The sequence below is a fragment of the Virgibacillus chiguensis genome (assembly GCF_900129865.1).
GTDB lineage: Bacteria > Bacillota > Bacilli > Bacillales > Amphibacillaceae > Virgibacillus > Virgibacillus chiguensis.
Map to the genome: position 1 here is coordinate 4,221 of NZ_FQXD01000007.1, position 16,506 is coordinate 20,726.

General features: G+C 37.5%; 17 protein-coding genes. 4 read left to right on the plus strand and 13 right to left on the minus strand.

The features are described from left to right. Nucleotides 1-264 precede the first annotated feature (264 nt). The 8 genes from BUB45_RS09420 to BUB45_RS09455 form a co-directional block, all read right to left on the minus strand. Nucleotides 265-1,122, minus strand: a complete 858-nt coding sequence (locus BUB45_RS09420) for a Cof-type HAD-IIB family hydrolase (protein WP_073007895.1) — start codon at nucleotides 1,120-1,122, stop codon at nucleotides 265-267. Nucleotides 1,123-1,269: 147 nt separating this feature from the next. Then, entirely contained in the window at nucleotides 1,270-2,142 is an 873-nt protein-coding gene (locus tag BUB45_RS09425; protein WP_073007896.1) for a class II fructose-bisphosphate aldolase, read from the minus strand. A gap of 1 nt (nucleotide 2,143) precedes the next feature. Further along, nucleotides 2,144-2,608 carry a PTS sugar transporter subunit IIA gene (locus BUB45_RS09430; RefSeq protein ID WP_244527705.1) on the minus strand — a complete coding sequence of 155 codons (465 nt, stop codon included), beginning with the start codon at nucleotides 2,606-2,608 and terminating at the stop codon, nucleotides 2,144-2,146. A gap of 20 nt (nucleotides 2,609-2,628) precedes the next feature. Beyond that, the gene (locus tag BUB45_RS09435) at nucleotides 2,629-4,032 is read right to left on the minus strand and encodes a PTS fructose transporter subunit IIC (protein WP_073007899.1); all 1,404 of its coding nucleotides are present in this window, start codon (nucleotides 4,030-4,032) and stop codon (nucleotides 2,629-2,631) included. A 7-nt stretch (nucleotides 4,033-4,039) separates the two neighbouring features. Continuing rightward, entirely contained in the window at nucleotides 4,040-4,957 is a 918-nt protein-coding gene (pfkB, locus tag BUB45_RS09440; protein WP_073007901.1) for a 1-phosphofructokinase, read from the minus strand. Between the two features lie 234 nt (nucleotides 4,958-5,191). Then, nucleotides 5,192-5,971 (minus strand): MurR/RpiR family transcriptional regulator, encoded by a 780-nt coding sequence (locus BUB45_RS09445; protein ID WP_073007904.1) that lies wholly within the window; start codon nucleotides 5,969-5,971, stop codon nucleotides 5,192-5,194. A 373-nt stretch (nucleotides 5,972-6,344) separates the two neighbouring features. Next, nucleotides 6,345-7,313: a ring-cleaving dioxygenase gene (locus tag BUB45_RS09450; RefSeq protein ID WP_073007907.1), complete on the minus strand. Its 969-nt coding sequence runs from the start codon at nucleotides 7,311-7,313 to the stop codon at nucleotides 6,345-6,347. A gap of 512 nt (nucleotides 7,314-7,825) precedes the next feature. Further along, entirely contained in the window at nucleotides 7,826-8,524 is a 699-nt protein-coding gene (locus tag BUB45_RS09455) for an HAD family hydrolase (RefSeq protein WP_073007909.1), read from the minus strand. A 249-nt stretch (nucleotides 8,525-8,773) separates the two neighbouring features. On the opposite strand from BUB45_RS09455, the gene BUB45_RS09460 reads away from it, so the two are divergent. After that, a complete protein-coding gene (locus BUB45_RS09460; RefSeq protein WP_073007912.1) occupies nucleotides 8,774-9,841 on the plus strand; it encodes an ABC transporter permease in 1,068 nt (355 codons plus the stop codon). A gap of 3 nt (nucleotides 9,842-9,844) precedes the next feature. Further along, nucleotides 9,845-10,531: an ABC transporter ATP-binding protein gene (locus BUB45_RS09465; RefSeq protein ID WP_073007915.1), complete on the plus strand. Its 687-nt coding sequence runs from the start codon at nucleotides 9,845-9,847 to the stop codon at nucleotides 10,529-10,531. A 302-nt stretch (nucleotides 10,532-10,833) separates the two neighbouring features. On the opposite strand, the gene BUB45_RS09470 is transcribed toward BUB45_RS09465, so the two are convergent. Continuing rightward, nucleotides 10,834-11,259, minus strand: a complete 426-nt coding sequence (locus tag BUB45_RS09470) for a pyridoxamine 5'-phosphate oxidase family protein (RefSeq protein ID WP_073007918.1) — start codon at nucleotides 11,257-11,259, stop codon at nucleotides 10,834-10,836. 73 nt (nucleotides 11,260-11,332) lie between these two features. Next, complete coding sequence (locus tag BUB45_RS09475) at nucleotides 11,333-12,709, minus strand: DUF2254 domain-containing protein (RefSeq protein ID WP_073007920.1); 1,377 nt, start codon at nucleotides 12,707-12,709, stop codon at nucleotides 11,333-11,335. A gap of 341 nt (nucleotides 12,710-13,050) precedes the next feature. Between BUB45_RS09475 and BUB45_RS09480 the strand changes: the two genes are divergently transcribed. Beyond that, nucleotides 13,051-13,815, plus strand: a complete 765-nt coding sequence (locus BUB45_RS09480; protein WP_073007922.1) for a helix-turn-helix transcriptional regulator — start codon at nucleotides 13,051-13,053, stop codon at nucleotides 13,813-13,815. Between the two features lie 89 nt (nucleotides 13,816-13,904). Then, nucleotides 13,905-14,603: a transglutaminase-like domain-containing protein gene (locus BUB45_RS09485; protein WP_073007925.1), complete on the plus strand. Its 699-nt coding sequence runs from the start codon at nucleotides 13,905-13,907 to the stop codon at nucleotides 14,601-14,603. Between the two features lie 67 nt (nucleotides 14,604-14,670). Here the strand turns inward: BUB45_RS09485 and BUB45_RS20710 are convergent, their stop codons facing one another. The 3 genes from BUB45_RS20710 to rpiA form a co-directional block, all read right to left on the minus strand. After that, nucleotides 14,671-14,994, minus strand: a complete 324-nt coding sequence (locus tag BUB45_RS20710; protein ID WP_342068352.1) for a carbohydrate kinase family protein — start codon at nucleotides 14,992-14,994, stop codon at nucleotides 14,671-14,673. Further along, on the minus strand, nucleotides 14,970-15,620 hold the full coding sequence (locus tag BUB45_RS09490; RefSeq protein ID WP_342068351.1) for a sugar kinase: 651 nt from the start codon (nucleotides 15,618-15,620) through the stop codon (nucleotides 14,970-14,972). The genes BUB45_RS20710 and BUB45_RS09490 overlap by 25 nt, the downstream gene beginning before the upstream one ends. Before the next feature lie 173 nt (nucleotides 15,621-15,793). Beyond that, nucleotides 15,794-16,471, minus strand: coding sequence for a ribose-5-phosphate isomerase RpiA (gene rpiA, locus BUB45_RS09495; protein WP_073007928.1), 678 nt, complete (start codon nucleotides 16,469-16,471; stop codon nucleotides 15,794-15,796). Nucleotides 16,472-16,506 lie beyond the last annotated feature (35 nt).

Below are 16,506 nucleotides of genomic sequence, written 5' to 3' on the forward strand. Positions count from 1 at the left end.
GAGTTGCCTAGTTGCTGGGTGCTGGATCCGGACGTGGCTAAATAACTTAGTAATTTTATCCTTAGCTGCTAAATTTTTTAATTTCCATATTTTCCTAAACCATATTAAAAACCGCTTGACGTGATGCGCCAAACGGTTAGTACAACTATCTTTCAAGGGTGCAGCTCGCATAAGGATATAAAAGTAATCACCTACTGCTTTAAGAACTTCGAGCAGTTACTTTTTTCCAACAAAAGAGGGATGATCAGAAAAACGAAATAACTTTTATAGACTAAGTACATAGCGTTGAATAGCTTTGGCTACGCCTTCCTCATTATAATTGGACGTTGTATAGGTTGATACTTGCTTCACTTCTTCTTCTGCGTTTCCCATGCTAATGCTTATCCCTGCTTTTTCAAACATGGATATATCATTAAAATTATCTCCAATAGCCACTGTGTTTTCCATCGGTATACCGAAACGATTTGCCATTCGTTCTAATGCATAACCTTTACTTGCTCGATGATGAGCAATTTCAAGTTTTTCCCTCCCTGACGAGGTTATCGATACATCCCCTTCTAATTCCAACATCTTTTTTAACTGGTCACGCTTCTCTTTAAGAAAAGATAAGACAAAGATTTTGTAAATCCCGACATAGTCTGGTGCTATGGTTTCATATTTATCAATGAATTGTAGCCCATGCTGGCTATGTTGAATAGCTATCGTACGTTGCAATGATTCGGAAGTAGGTGACTCATTGCTAAGACCTGCTTGTTCCATCTCTAACCATAATACTTCTTCCATTCCTGTCTCAACTAAAACTCCTTCATCTACATATACTTCATAGTAGACATGTAAATCTCTTAAAGTCGGTATGATACGTTTAGCTACTTCCTTATCCAAATATAACTTATGCACATGTTCTCCACAATGAAATGATGTCGCACCGTTACCTGCAATAATTGGACAGTCTAATTTAGCAAGACGCAAAATTTCCTTTGTATCTGGAAGTGAACGACCAGAAGCGATACATACAATATGGCCTTTTTGTTGGGCGTCTAAAATAGCGGAACGATTCGCCGTACTAATTGTTCCCTCGTCAGACAGTAACGTCCCGTCCAAATCAATGGCAATTAATTTCATGGAGTTCCCCCCTCTATATAATTAATAGTAGATTCATTTTCGAACCTTACTACTATTATTATTGTACCAAAAGGCCTTTCTCCATGCTTGAGAAAGACCATTTAAATTTTAGTTTCGTTCAAAAAATAGCTATTATTTAGTAAACACTTACTTGATTGTGAGTGGAGAAATCCTTCCTTCACTACCTACTATTTTAATTTTAGAGATGACCATTTCCTTTGCAGCTTCTTTTGCTGTTTGCAAATAAGCACGTGGATCTAAGCTATTAGGCTGGGCAGCAAAATGCTCTCGAATAGCTACAGAATAAGCATTTTTTAACTCTGTAGAAACATTTACCTTAGACATGCCTAAAGCGACACACTTACGAACATCCTCCTCTGGTACAGCTGACCCTCCGTGTAGTACAAGTGGGATATCTACAAGCTTACTTATTTCTTCAATGCGATCAAAGTCAATATTTGGTTCCCCTTTATAAATTCCATGAGCTGTTCCAATAGCTGGGGCAAGCGTTGGTACACCAGTCAAAGCAACAAATTCTTCACATTCCTCAGGAACCGCTTTTTGAGCGTCTTTCTCTGAAACAACGACCTCTTCTTCCACCCCTCCTACTTTTCCTAACTCCGCTTCTACATTGACACCTAAGCTAGCTGCTAAATCCATCACTTGCTTCGTTTGTTGTACATTTTCTGCGAAGGGGTGTTTGGAAGCATCGATCATAACAGATGTGTACCCCGCCCGAATTGCTTTTTTAATCACTTCATAATCCGTACAATGATCTAAATGCAAACCTGTTGGTACTTGATAAAAATCGGCAGCTGCTGTTGCGACTTTCACAATATTTTCTGCTCCTAATGATTTCACCGTTCCTACCGTTGTTTGTAAAATCACGGGGGATTTCATTTCTGCAGCCGCTTCTAGAACCCAATAAATACTATCTAGTGAATGAACATTAAAAGCGACAATTCCATATTTTTCACGTTTTGCTTGTTCTAACATCGGTGTCGTTGATATAAGTGGCATATTAATCGTCCTCTCCTGAAATAGCTTGACTAATAATCGTAGCGAGTTCTGTTGACGTTGTCGCACGCAGCATAGCTTGTCTAATATCTTCATTTATTAATGCTCTAGATAAGGCGGATAATGCTTGTAAATGTGTTGTACCTGCTTCCGATTTAGGAATAAGCAGTGAAAGAAAGAAGAAGGTAGGCTTGCCATCAAAGGATTCCCAATCAACCCCTGTCTCTGTCCGCACAATAATAATTGCAGGTTGACTGACTTCCTCAGCTTGCGTATGCGGAATCGCAAACCCTTCTTGAAAACCAGTTGTACTTTCCTTTTCACGCGCCTTCAAGCCTTCTACAATCGCTTCCTGCGAACTTGCAATACCATTGGCAACTGCTATATCAGCAATCGTTTGAAATACACCTTGCTGTGAAGTCGCTGTTGCTTGTAGCTGAATATATGCTGGTTGAATCATTTTTTTCATCTAGCTTCTTCCTCCTTCTTTTATTTCTGGGCTGCTTTTTTACGTGAAAAACCGTAAATAAATGCACCAACTAAAGAGCCGATAAGAATGGCTAAAACCCACTGAAAGGCTCCTGTTACAACAGGTAAAACGAGAAATCCGCCATGTGGCGCAGGAACTTGCACTTTAAATAAATACGTTAGAATGGCAGCAATACTAGAACCTAGCATAATAATTGGTAGAACAACAATCGGGTTCTTAGCTGCAAACGGGATCGCTCCTTCTGTAATATGGGTAGATCCTAAAATAAAGTTAACCGCCCCAGCATTTCGTTCTTCTTTCGTAAAGTATTTTGGAAAGATAACCGTAGCAAACGCGATAATTAATGGTGGTGCAATACAAGCTGCTGAAACACCAGCCATGAAATATAAGTTACCTTCTGCAAGTAGCATCGTTCCTGTTACATATGCGGCCTTGTTAAATGGCCCGCCCATATCAAATCCACACATAGCCCCTACAATTAAACCTAGTAATAATGGATTTGTTGATTGAACAGATGCTAGAAAGTCCATTAATCCTTCATTTAAACCTGTAACTGGAATAATAATTGGTTTCATAATAATACCGATTAAAAAGATTCCAAGTACTGGATACAAAAAGATTGATTTTAGTCCATCTAAAGAGCGCGGTAGACCTTTTAATAGTTTTTGTAAAAGGATAATAATATAACCTGCAATAAATCCTGCTAAAATTCCTCCTAAAAACCCAGCTCCACCTTGACTTGCTAATAAACCACCGATAAACCCAACTACCATACCAGGACGCTTGGCAATCGATTCTGCAATAAAAGCTGCCAAGATTGGCACCATTAGACTAAAACCTAAGCCACCAACTTCTTTCAGCAATGCTGCAAATTCGTTATATTGTTCATGATCTGGATCGGCAGAATAGATTCCGAATAAAAACGATATTGCAATCAGCACCCCGCCCCCGACAACAAATGGAAGCATGTGAGAAACACCATTCATTAAATGTTTATAAACCGTGTGGACCCATTTACTATTATTTCCTTTCGTTGTGCTTTCTTGATCTGTTTCTTGTTTTGCTCCATCATAATCGGCAGCATAATAAACAGGCGCTTTTCCTTGCAAAATTTGTTCAATTAGATGCTCAGGCTCTTTAATACCTTTGGCAACAGAGACATCGATCAACGGCTTGCCATGAAATCGGTCTGCTTGTACATCCTTATCCGCTGCGATAATGACACCATCAGCTTCTTTAATTTCTTGTGCTGTCAATGCATTTTCAATTCCTACTTGGCCATGTGTTTCCACTTTTATTTCTACACCTAGTTTTTCAGCAGCTTTTTGCAAAGCTTCTGCAGCCATAAACGTATGGGCAATTCCAGTTGGACAACCTGTGGCAGCAACAATTTTCTTTTTCATGCTGTTTTTACCTCCTTAAATTTGTAATATGGACGTGATGCTTTAACTCAAGAATATCTGATAAATCACTTAACCCCTTGGAAAATGCGGTCGATGCTCCTGTTGCTATTGCATATATCAGTGCTTCTGCAATCGATTCTTTTTCAATCGTTTTGGCAATATACGAAGCGAGTAAAGCATCCCCAGCACATGCTGTATTAACAACCTTTCCTTTTGGAGAGCTTGCCTTAAGAGCTTGTTGCCCATCTACATAGACTGCACCTTCTTCTCCCCTTGATATAATGACATGCCTTGCACCTCGTTCAATTAATTCCTTACCATATGCAATGATCTGTTCTTCTGACAAAGATTGTTCGCCAAACAGATAGGCTAACTCTTCTTCATTAGGCTTCAATAAATAGGGCTCATAGGCAAGTGTCTCTAACACAACCGTCGAGCTAGAATCAAGAACTAATTTCACATGATTTCGATCGCATATTTGCGCAATTGTAATTAATACTTGGTCATCAACACCTTTTGGAAGACTACCCGATACAATGAGCGTACTTCCAGTTGGGATGTTCGCTATTTTATCCAATAGCTGGTGCATTGCTTCTTGCGGAATACTTGGACCTTGATTAACAATTTTGTACTCCTCATCCGCATTAATAAAAACGTTAATGCGCGTATTACCTGCGACTTCAATAAAATCTGTTGCAATACCAAGTTTTTCGAGCTCTTCTTTAATAAAATGTCCCGTAAAACCACCAATAAACCCTAATGCGGTATTAGGTATCCCCATTTTATTCAACATCACAGAAACATTAACGCCTTTGCCATTCGGCTGGTAATCTTCATCGTATGTTCGATTAACAGCATTTGGATTTAGCGCTTCCATTGCAACGTATAAATCAATTGCTGTATTCATTGTGCATGTATAGATCACAGCCTCACCTTCTTTCTTTGTTGTTAATTTAAGTATTACACAGTTTTCTATGTAAATGTTTTCAGTTTATGTAAACACCCACATTGCGGCTTCTAGTAGTCTCATCTCTTTTAGAAAAAGCAAACCTTTATGGCATGGAACATCGTCCTTTTACTGATACAATAAACGCCTATCGTGCAAACAAAAAAAGCTTCCTTTTTTGGTAAGGAGCTTTTCTTAATGGCTATTTATCTTTTATTTTCTTGTTCGAATAACATAGGAATCGAGTAATATGCGGGCAATTACATTGAGGGACAGGCGAGAACGAACTTCATATTCAGGAAACAGCGAATGTTCCGTCTTGTACCCTAATAATGTCATATCTGATAGATGACTTAACGAGGAATCGATTTTTGTCGTTAGAGTAATTGTTGTTACTTGTCGAATATTTAAGTTTTGACAAGCTTCAACAAGTTCAACGGTTTCTCCATTTAACGACACAAAAATGGCAATATCATCCTTCGTCACTTTACGTGATTTTACGCGAATAATATTCGGATCTTCATGGGTTTCACAAATTTTGTCTAAAGCCTGTAGTTTAATCATCATTTCTTTAGCAATCATTTCAGAAAATCCACGACTAAAAATATAAATGCGCTTCGCATTGTATATTTTTTGGACGACGTCTTCCATTTGACCAATGCTTTGTAATTGTATGGTTCGCAACACTTCTTCTTCATTTTTCTTAATGACCTGCTTAATATCATCGTCAATATCACCGAGAGAATCATTGGTATCTAACATTTGCTTATCTTGCTTTAAACGATATTTAAATGAAGTATAGCCATTATAGCCCATTTTTTTCATTAATCTTACAATCGTAGCGGTGGAAACATTAGCTTGTTCACTAAGCGTAACAATGGACATGTCAGCTATTTCATCCATATGCTCATGAATAAACTCCAATAAATAGCGTTCACTTTGACTAAGCATGGAATACGTCTGATGGGGAATATTAAATAAAGGTTTATCCATAATAACCTCCACACCTTAACTTAAATAGTAGTTTATCTATTTTTCAGTTAAAAAAACTTGCATTTCCTCCGTATCTGCATAACGAAAAGCTTTATATAGTTTACACCATAAACTAACCCTTCATAACATAAAAGAATCTATAGTGAAAACGTCGAGCTTTGTTTATATGCTATACAAAAATGAAGTAACTAGCTATATCGTATTCCCTTAGGAGGCGATCGTCAAGGTGAGCTAGTTAAGGGGGCATTCTATACATGCAATTCTAATTAGCGGGGGTTCTTTCCCCCACTAATTTTTAGGGAGGGAGCACATCGATAATGTAAACCTGGTCAAATTCTTTGTTATAGGTTTAAAATAGGCTTTCACCATAAGACTAAAATTGAATCGTACTTCTCACCGTATCTATTGGTCGAACCATTTTTTCAATTTGTTCCCGCTTCTCCTCTAGAAATGGTGGTAAAGCTAATTTTTCACCTAACGTTTCATAAGGTTCATCAACCATAAATCCTGGTTCCTCCGTTGCTAGTTCAAATAAGATTTGATTCGTAATTCTAAAATATAACGATTCGAAGTAATACCTATTTACATTACCTGACGTAGCAAACCCAAAGCTTTCCATTCGGTTTGTCCATGCATCTAATACCGATCGGTCCTCTACTCGGAATGCAACATGATGAATCGTTCCGTAGCCTTGACGCGCATTTGGCATCGTTTTGTTATGCTCTACAATAACCTGCGCGCCATTTCCTCCTTGACCTACTTCAAACAAATGAAGCTCATTTTCTTCCTGTATATATGTGAATTGCAATACCTTCTCCAACATTTCTTTAAAATACGTAAAGTCAGCAACTCGAATAATAATCGGGCCCAAACCAGTAATTGCATAATCTAACGGAATTGGACCTTTTTGCCAAGGTGTCCCAGCTTCAACTCCTACATTATTTTCATCAGAAATTAATTGGTATTGCTGATCATCAAAGTCTACGAAAGGTACTATCTTTTTGCCAAATTGCTCTTGAATTCCAGCATGCTTCACGTCCAAACGATCGAATCGATCAACCCAATACGTAAGTGCTTCATCGGAAGGAACGCGAAAAGATGTCTGATAAATTTCGTTTGTACCATGTGAACCTTTTGGAATACCAGGAAAATCAAAAAAGGTCATATCTGTCCCTGGACTTCCCTTATCATCAGCAAAAAACAAATGGTATGTTTGAATATCATCTTGATTTACAGTCTTTTTAACTAACCGCATGCCGAGGACATACGTAAAAAATTCATAGTTTTTCTCAGCACTGCTCGTAATTGCCGTAACATGATGAATCCCCTTTAGACCTTCCATGTAACAACCCCTCCATTTATTTTTAATTAAAGTATTTTTAATTCATAATAAATGTACCATATGTTCTATCCTCTGTCTATTCATGTGCGTACCGCTGCAATAAAAACCATATCCTTCCCTTCCATTATAGATATTCATTTTTCACAATGGAAATCCCTTTTCATCAATAAAGGTTGCTCTATTTAAAAAAAACGTTGCATAGCCCCTCAAACAGGAACAAAGGCTCGGGCGCTCGGTTAGCAACGTAGCGACTGGAACAGGAGTATGCCGGCGCCCTCCGGCAAGCCCGTCTTTAGTCGGCCTTCCTATTTAGACTTATCGTAGGGCAATGGAGTGAAGTCGCCTAGTTGCTGGGCGCTGGAGCCGGACGTGGCTAAATAACTTAGTAAGTTTATTCACATCTGCTAAATTTTATAATTTCCCTAAACAGCAAAAAGGAACAGCCTATGACTGCCCCCCCATAAAATTATATCTTCGCATGATGTCCCTCGTGCTACATAAGTTTCATCTGCTCAAACATGTCGTAACAAATAGTCTTTCAACTCCTCCGTAGAATGCACAGTCTTTTCGGCTAGGTTTGGGTTGCATTGTGGTTTCTGATGATTTGGCTTAAGCCAGATTGCTTTCCAGCCTACTTGGCTAGCGCCGATAATATCAATTAAAAAATTATCGCCAATATACCACGTTTCATTTTTAGTCAAACTGAATCTTTCTTCTGCAATTTGAAAGATTTTTGGGTCCGGTTTTGCGACCGCTTCTTCTTCAGAAACAATAATGTCCTCCGCAGAAAAGTAAGCTTCCAACCCTAATTGGCGTACTTTTTTACGTTGATTCGTCGATGGTCCATTGGTAATAATAATTGTTTGTATTTCCTTGTTTTGCAAATACTGTATAATCTCTTCTATATGAGGTCTTAACTGAATACGGTCTTGATTTTTTGTATACATTGCTTGAAAAGCGAGTGCATCTTGCTCACTAATGCCGATATTTTGTTCTTGAAGCGTCTTGCGTATACGATAAACATAGGACTCTTCCAATGTCCATTGCTGGTTCGTGACCTTTTCAAAAGCGATATCACTATATTTATGATAGATAGGTAAAATTTCGTTGAAGCGCAGCTCCTTTGTAGGCCTAAAGCTGGAAAAGGTCTGCTTTAATGGCTCGGTTCGATCGTATAATGTATCGTCTAAATCAAAAGCAATTGTTCTCAATGTTTTCTCTCCCTAACCATTTATTGTGTTATATTTCACTAATTGAGATTGATCTAAGGCTTCCGAATAACAACCATGGTGTTCTATGAAGTATAGCATGTTATTATTTTACGCTTTATTTCACCAATCATGATAATGAATTGGCTCTCTTAGCAAATTAAGCCTAAGCTAACTGTTTTGTTTTGTCAAAACATTCCTATACAATAATGGAGTATACAATTTTTTAGCATGTGATTGGGAGGGAGAGCCATGTTTTTAGCCTGGAATGAGATGAAGAACAACAAATTACGCTTCACTTTAATTGTTGGTGTATTATTGCTCGTTTCCTACCTTGTTTTCTTATTATCAGGGCTGGCAAACGGGTTGGAAGACATGAACAAAGCAGCGGTTGATAAATGGGAAGCACAAGGCGTCATTTTGACAGAAGAATCCGATGTTAACCTGCCTCAATCTAGCTTATCACTGGAGGATTATGATGGGGAAGGTGCAGATGAATTTGCTAGTTTAGCCCAAATTAGCTCCATCGCTACTTCAGGGGATAATAAATCGAATGTAGCTCTCTTCGGCATTCATGCAGATGAGTTCATTATGCCTGACATAACAGAGGGCGAGACGTTTCAAAATGATAATGAAGTGGTTGCTGATGCGTCTTTAAAAGAAGAAGGATTTGAACTCGGTGATGAGTTGCAATTGGCTTCCACTGAGGAAAAGTTAACCATTGTCGGTTTTACCGATAATGCAAAATTCATTGCTGCACCGGTACTTTACACTGACTTACAAACCGTACACAAAGTGCGCTACGGAGAAGCGGCAGAAATGTACAAAGAACAAATAAATGCCTTTGTCATTCGAACAGATGATTTATCCAATGTAGATGTTAAAGAAGCATTAGAAGTTGTAGATACGACAACATTTATCGAAAATCTCCCTGGTTATTCAGAACAAAAATTAACCTTAAACTTTATGATTTACTTCTTATTTGTTATCTCTGCAGTCGTATTAGCTATTTTCCTCTATGTACTTACCATTCAGAAGATAAGTATATTCGGGGTTATGAAAGCACAAGGAATATCGAGTAAATACTTAGCAAACTCGGTTATTGCCCAAACTTTTTTATTGGCAGCTGCAGGTGTGGTTCTCGGATTTCTGTTAACGATGGTTACAGGGTTCTTTTTACCAGATATCGTTCCTATCGCCTTTAATTATTTGGATTTACTCCTCTATGGTATTGTACTTGTTTTTGTATCTGTATTAGGAGCGCTGTTCTCTATTCAAACGATTGTAAAGATCGATCCACTAAAAGCGATTGGAGGTTAAACCATGGCAGTTCTTGAAATGAAACAAGTGCGTAAAATTTTCGGTTCGGGACATACAGAAGTAGAAGCTCTAAAGCCAACTGATTTCTCCTCTCAACAGGGGGAATTAATTGCTGTCATTGGACCATCTGGATCGGGAAAAAGTACCTTTTTGACAATAGCCGGTGGTCTACAAACTCCTACCAGTGGTCAAGTATTTATGAATGGTACAGATATTACTAAATTAAAAGAGAAACAGCGATCAGCCATTCGCTTGAAAGAAATTGGGTTCGTCCTGCAATCATCTAATTTAGTTCCATTTTTGAATGTGAAGCAACAAATGCGTTTATTAGATAAAGTAAAGAAGCATAACTTGCCTTCTGAAAAATTGCAGGAACTATATCAAACATTAGGTATTCATAAGTTATTAAATAGCTTTCCGTCCGACTTGTCAGGAGGAGAAAAACAACGTGTCGCTATTGCCAAGGCACTCTACACAGACCCTAGTATCATTTTAGCCGATGAGCCAACCGCCTCCCTCGACTCCGATCGAGCGTTTGAAGTGATGGAAATGCTACAAGAAATAACGACGAAGAGCAACAAAACTACCATCGTTGTTACGCATGATACACGATTAATTGATTATTGTGATAAAGTGTATCAAATTACAGATGGAAGGCTTGCTTTACAAACCGAGCAAGCACAATCATAGGACTTCATTATTAGAAAAACTTGGCTTGTCGCCAAGTCTTATGGCGAATGGCATCGTTTTTCTTATACTATAAACCTTTAAACTTTTATAATTTCCTATAGTAGAACAAAGGCGCTGGAGCCGGACGTGGCTAAATAACTTAGTAAGTTTATCAACAGCTGCAAAATTTTATAATATCCTAGACCATAGAAAAGCTACAGCCTATGCCAGAAAAACGTGGCCTAAGCTGTAGCTTTTCCTTGTACCAACTCTAATTGATAAAAAGCCAGCTGCTTATTCCCATACAGCTGGCTTGATTACTCCTATATCTCTAATTCCTGTGGCGTTTCTTGCCCTTTTTTATTCATGAGACGGATATGCAATGGCTTTATTTCCAGCACCGTTAAATTTGGGTCATCTGGTCCATCAAAATATATATTTGCATGGTCACTCCATAATTTCTTCTTTAGTTCAGGAGAATCGTTGACATTTACCTTGCCTTCATACTCCACATAAGCGTCACCAAACCCTTCTCCTTCATAACCAAGAATAATATGGGTATACGGGTTTTGTTCAATATCATCTACTTTGTCCGTTTGCTTGCTAGTTAGTGTATACAATGTTAAGTTATCATGATAAAACGTCATATACCTAGAGTGCGGCATTTTCCCTTTTACTGTAGCCATCGGACCAACAAGATCACTTTCCAAAATTTGTTCAACTTGTACTCGTACATGTTCTTGCTTCACGTAAACATGCTCCTTTCTTATAACATGATTTATACGTATTATTCCTTTATATTGCCTTCTTAAACATCGCAAATCATTGCTTATCGCCTTTTAAGTGACGTTCGATGTAGTTATAGTTAGACGCATGGCCCGTAATACGTGCAAGCTCTTGAAGATTGCGTAGCAATAATTTACGATCTAGATCAAAAATAAACTCTGTATAAATATGATCAATCGTATTCGTAGCAAAATTCCAAATCACCTTATGATATTTTTGATCCACCGCGCCAGCCAATCTCGTTAACGCTTCAATGATGTTTGTAATAATCGGATAGTTCTTTTGTGCATAATGTCTAATTAATCCCAACCCCTGATAGAGGTGGTATTCGAAATCATCCACACCTAATATGAAGCGCACTTGACCTTCTTCATCGACTAAATAAGGGGAAAAGGTAGCTTTATTCTCCAAAGCTAACAGCAAGTCGGCCACTTGATAAATCGTATTCGCAGCTGTTTTAGGATCATCATTTCCCATTGCTTTAATCGCAATTTCTGCTAGCTTATTTAGACCGTATTTTAAGTCTTGAATTTCTGTTTCCTTATGGCCTAAACGAATAAAATCTAAGTATTCTTGCTCGTTCACTTGATGAGCGCCTGGCCCCCAATAAGTAAAAAGCTGATTTCCTTGTAAAGCATAGTTTCCAATACCTACTTCCATTTTCACAATAATATTGTCTTGTTTCGCTTTTTGTAGTAAGTCTTTAAAGAGAATCAGCTGTATATAGCCAGATATAGGCGCTAATACACTACATTTTTCTTTTTGCCACCCTTGCAATAAGTCACCAGGATTTTCCGTTCGCATTTGCTGTAAGTCTTTCGTAAAATCTCCTTCTAACATTTCTACTGTAACTTGCTTCATCGTGTCGGTAATATTATGCACTTGCATCCATGTAGTAGCATGATTTATAAAATATATAAATGTTACTGCTGCAAAAAAAGCAATTGCTACAGTAGCAAACGGTACAGTTACATAATAGTCAACGGGATTACTACTAATTGCTAGAAACATGATTAACACGTAAACAAAACTGCCATTAAAGATTCCTAGAATATGCTGCGTCTGCTTATCTTTGACAAAATTTTGCAACATCCTTGGAGAAAACTGACCACTAAATGTGGTGAGTACAACAAGTAACGAGTTTAGCGTAAACGCACTAAGTGTTAGAACGCCACCAATTAATGCGCTTATTAATGCCCTCGTCGTTTCAAAAGTAGCTTGAAAACCGTCAAAAGTATATTTAGCTATGCCTATCCCTACATCCATATAAACTGTGATAGCAACTAGAAAAAACGTCCATAAAATATACAACAACGGTGTTCGCCATAAAGTTAGGCGAAGTTCATATTTTCTTTCTTGTTTCGACATTTTTAAATACTTACTTAATGATGGTGGTAGCCATTTCACTAACATACAACTTCTCCCCTATGAATTAAATTTCAAAGTGTATATTCGTTTTACTACCCCATTTTTTTATCAATTACACTTATATCTGTTTCCTATTTTTAGAGGGCATTCTCAACTTGAGATCATTCGCAAATATAAATACCTAGCACCTTGTACTTCGAAATTGGATAATGGATAGGTTAACTTGACTAGACAAAAAAATTAAGGTGAAGTAGACTAAACAAAACATAAAATGGTTCCTATTATAAAAATAGTCATTGTATCCACTACCAGTTCTAGCCCTCTTCCTTTTTTGATACATTTTCTATACAATGTTTCCAATATAAAAAATAGCAGGCGGTGAACTAATGAACTATATTCTCTTTGGAAAAGATAGTATCGCAAGCTTTTCCAATACCACTAAAGCAGAATCCCATAAGCATTGGATGTTACAACTATTTTTAAGTTTAGATGGGGAAATGATAATTGAAGTAAGTGGAAAACCTATTTCTTTTGAATGCATAATAATTAATTCTAATCGAGTCCACAAAATAGATTCGGCTCAAACGTCGCATTTTACCATGTTGTTAGATAACACATCAACTATTGGAAAGCAATTGAAGAAAGTTTATTTGCAAAATAAAGACTACCATCTTTTTCATGCATCTGCTAATATGGTTGCGCTTAAAAATTCGTTTAAAAAATTAGACACCATGAAAATTCTCTATTATGAAATATTTATACAGCGTTTATTTCAAACATTAAATATAAATACATGTGTTAAACCAAATTATGACTCACGAATTCATACTGCACTTAAAGCAATTTCCACATCCCAAAAAGGTGAGATTTCTTTACAATCTTTAGCTCATTTAGTAGCTTTATCAAAAAGCAGATTATCCCACCTCTTTAAAGCAGAAACAGGAACTCCATTGAAAAGTTATTTATTGTTACACCGACTTAGAGATGCTTACTCTTATTTGTTAGAGTATAGATATGATATAACTACTTCAGCTATGAAAGCAGGGTTTGACAGCCCTTCCCATTTCGCTGCAACAAGTAAAAAAATAACTGGGATGTCCGCTTCAAATATTAGCAAAGATAGCGTTTTTTTGAAAGTATCTTTCCATTGAGTCTTCTATATTAAAAGGAGCAACATACATCTAGATCACGTTTGTTCATATCGTGTTCTAGATGTATAGAAGAATTGGAGAAGGATAAAATGGAAAAATATTTATCACCTACGTCCCTGCTCGATTTCGAAAAAAAAACAATACAACGCCTCATCCAAGACAAAGAGTGGAAACAGTTAGATGACTACAACAAAATTAAGAGTTGCTATGAATTTGTACAAAATGATATTCTTTTCGGTTATAACAAAAAGGATCAAATCCCTGCAAGCAAAATTTTAAAAAACGGTTACGGACAATGCAACACGAAAAGCATTTTGTTTATGGCGTTATTAAGAGCTGTAAGTATTCCTTGCCGAATACGTGGGTTTTGGATAGACAAGGAAGTACAGAAAGGACTTATTCCAAACTGGATTTATGAGATCTCACCTGCACTTATTCTCCATAGTTGGGTCGAGGTGTTTTATGAAGATGTATGGTATGCGCTAGAAGGGTTGATTATCGACGAAAAATATTTAAGACAAATGCAGCTTATGTATCCTAATAATATTGGCTTTTGCGGTTTTGGAATCAGTACAACTAATCTACAAAACCCGTGCGTTGAATGGAACCAAGCAAATACGTATATTCAACAACAAGCAATTATAGAAGATTTGGGTGTATTCGCTACACCAGACGAGTTATTTTATCAGTTTGAACAATCGATCTCTCCAGTGAAACAAGTAGCGTTTTCCATCTTTATTCGTCATATTATGAATAGAAAGGCCAAGAAAATTCGTAATAAAGTTTAACAAATAAATCGATTAAGAGGGAGCGTTTACTTGCTCCCGACTCTCACAACACAAGTCTCCCTTCCTTTTACCTTTCAATTCGTTCTATTTCACCAAGACATTGCTGCACTTGTTCATAATATGGCAGCCCTTCATTGTCACCTACAACACGAACTACCATGGAGCCGACCGTATTCGCCACTTGCATCATTTTGTTTAAATCCCAATTCTGCGAAAGTCCGTAAAGTACACCGGCATTAAAACCATCACCGGCGCCAACTGTATCTACAACCTTGGAAGCTTTTACAGGTGCTGCTTCGACGGTTTTACCTTGATAATAACCAACAGATCCTTTTTCGCCTAGCTTTACCGCGACAAATGAAATTCCTAACTCTCTTGCTTGATATATAATTTTTGTGGATTTTTTTCTCCCATAATGATTTCCATTTCTTCATCACCAGTTAGTAAAATATCTACTTTTGGCAAGATTTTCTCAAGAACAACGCGTGCCTTTTCCTTTGTCCACATACGAAGCCGAATGTTGGGATCAAACGATACTTTTACATCATGCTTTTTTGCCAGTTCAATTGCTTTTTCCATTACTGGAATATTACTGTCCTCAATAGCTGGGTAAATACCTGTTAAGTGAAGCACTTTCGCATGTTTAAAATAGTTCTCATCTAAATCAGCCACCGTTAATGTTTTCATTGGTGATTGATTACGATAGTAAAATGTACGTACATTGCCGTCTTCCATTCTCTCGTTAAAATTTAAGGACGTAGGGTAACCATCAACAAGCTTCAATTGGGATGTATCTATCCCCTCTCCACGAATAAAGTGATGTATGTAACGCCCGAATTCATCGTTACCTAGCCTGCTTATATACCCAGTCTTCATCCCCAATCGCGAGCAGCCAATAGCAAGGTTCAACTCTGCACCGCCAACTCTCTTTTCAAATGTACGAACAAATTGTAATGGCCCTGTACTTCCCGGGTTAAAAACAATCATTGCTTCTCCTAATGTAATAATATCGAGCACATCTTTTCCCTCCATGTCTAGTTGTCCTATTTTTTCAACATGTTTCCCACATCTTTCGTTCGTTTTAGAAGTTGTACAAAAAGTGCGTTACATGGAAATGACATTAGAAAAACTAGATGGCGGAAGCTGTAGTTTTTCATATACTAGTGTAAAAAAAGTTTGTACAACAACTATCACTTTATCTGTCTTTCAACGACGCCGTTATTAGCCGTTAAAACTATATCGGTCATATCAATAAATAAACCCGTCTCCACCACCCCAACCAACTGTTTTAATTGTCCATGTAATGTCTTAGGGTGCTCTATGGAGCCGAAAGCACAATCTAGAATATAATTTCCATTATCAGATACAAATGGCTGTTGGTTCACTTTTCGTAATACAGGCGTACAACCAAAACGCTCTAAATAAGACGCTGTTTTTTGCCAACCAAATGGCACCACTTCAACAGGTAGAGGGAATCTGCCTAATTTGTCCACACTTTTTGTATTGTCAACAATGATTATTCGTTTATCCGCTGCTTCAGCGACAATTTTTTCTCGAACTAAAGAACCTCCGCCACCTTTCATTAATTGAAAGTCAGGATCGACTTCATCCGCACCATCAATAGCTACATCTATTTTTGTCACCTTTGAAAAATCAGTTAATGGAATTCCATATGCTTCGGCTAGCTTTTCTGTCTGTTTGGATGTCGGAATACCCTGAATATGCAACCCTTCACGCACACATCTTTTTAGTTCTTCTAAAAAGTAATGAACCGTTGAACCCGTTCCAAGGCCTAACGTCATACCAGATTGCACATATGAAAGAGCTGCATGTGCCACTATCTGTTTACCACTATTATGATGAGTCATGTGCAGACACTCCTTTAAAGTATTGTTTTTATTGC

Coding starts and splice junctions, on each gene's coding strand:
- BUB45_RS09445 (WP_073007904.1), bottom strand. CDS start 5,971: ATGGATAAACCTTTATTTAATATTCCCCATCAGACGTATTCCATGCTT.
- BUB45_RS09475 (WP_073007920.1), bottom strand. CDS start 12,709: ATGTTAGTGAAATGGCTACCACCATCATTAAGTAAGTATTTAAAAATG.
- BUB45_RS09460 (WP_073007912.1), top strand. CDS start 8,774: ATGTTTTTAGCCTGGAATGAGATGAAGAACAACAAATTACGCTTCACT.
- BUB45_RS09420 (WP_073007895.1), bottom strand. CDS start 1,122: ATGAAATTAATTGCCATTGATTTGGACGGGACGTTACTGTCTGACGAG.
- BUB45_RS09430 (WP_244527705.1), bottom strand. CDS start 2,608: ATGAAAAAAATGATTCAACCAGCATATATTCAGCTACAAGCAACAGCG.
- BUB45_RS09480 (WP_073007922.1), top strand. CDS start 13,051: ATGAACTATATTCTCTTTGGAAAAGATAGTATCGCAAGCTTTTCCAAT.
- BUB45_RS09450 (WP_073007907.1), bottom strand. CDS start 7,313: ATGGAAGGTCTAAAGGGGATTCATCATGTTACGGCAATTACGAGCAGT.
- BUB45_RS09435 (WP_073007899.1), bottom strand. CDS start 4,032: ATGAAAAAGAAAATTGTTGCTGCCACAGGTTGTCCAACTGGAATTGCC.
- BUB45_RS09465 (WP_073007915.1), top strand. CDS start 9,845: ATGGCAGTTCTTGAAATGAAACAAGTGCGTAAAATTTTCGGTTCGGGA.
- rpiA (WP_073007928.1), bottom strand. CDS start 16,471: ATGACTCATCATAATAGTGGTAAACAGATAGTGGCACATGCAGCTCTT.
- BUB45_RS09485 (WP_073007925.1), top strand. CDS start 13,905: ATGGAAAAATATTTATCACCTACGTCCCTGCTCGATTTCGAAAAAAAA.
- BUB45_RS09425 (WP_073007896.1), bottom strand. CDS start 2,142: ATGCCACTTATATCAACGACACCGATGTTAGAACAAGCAAAACGTGAA.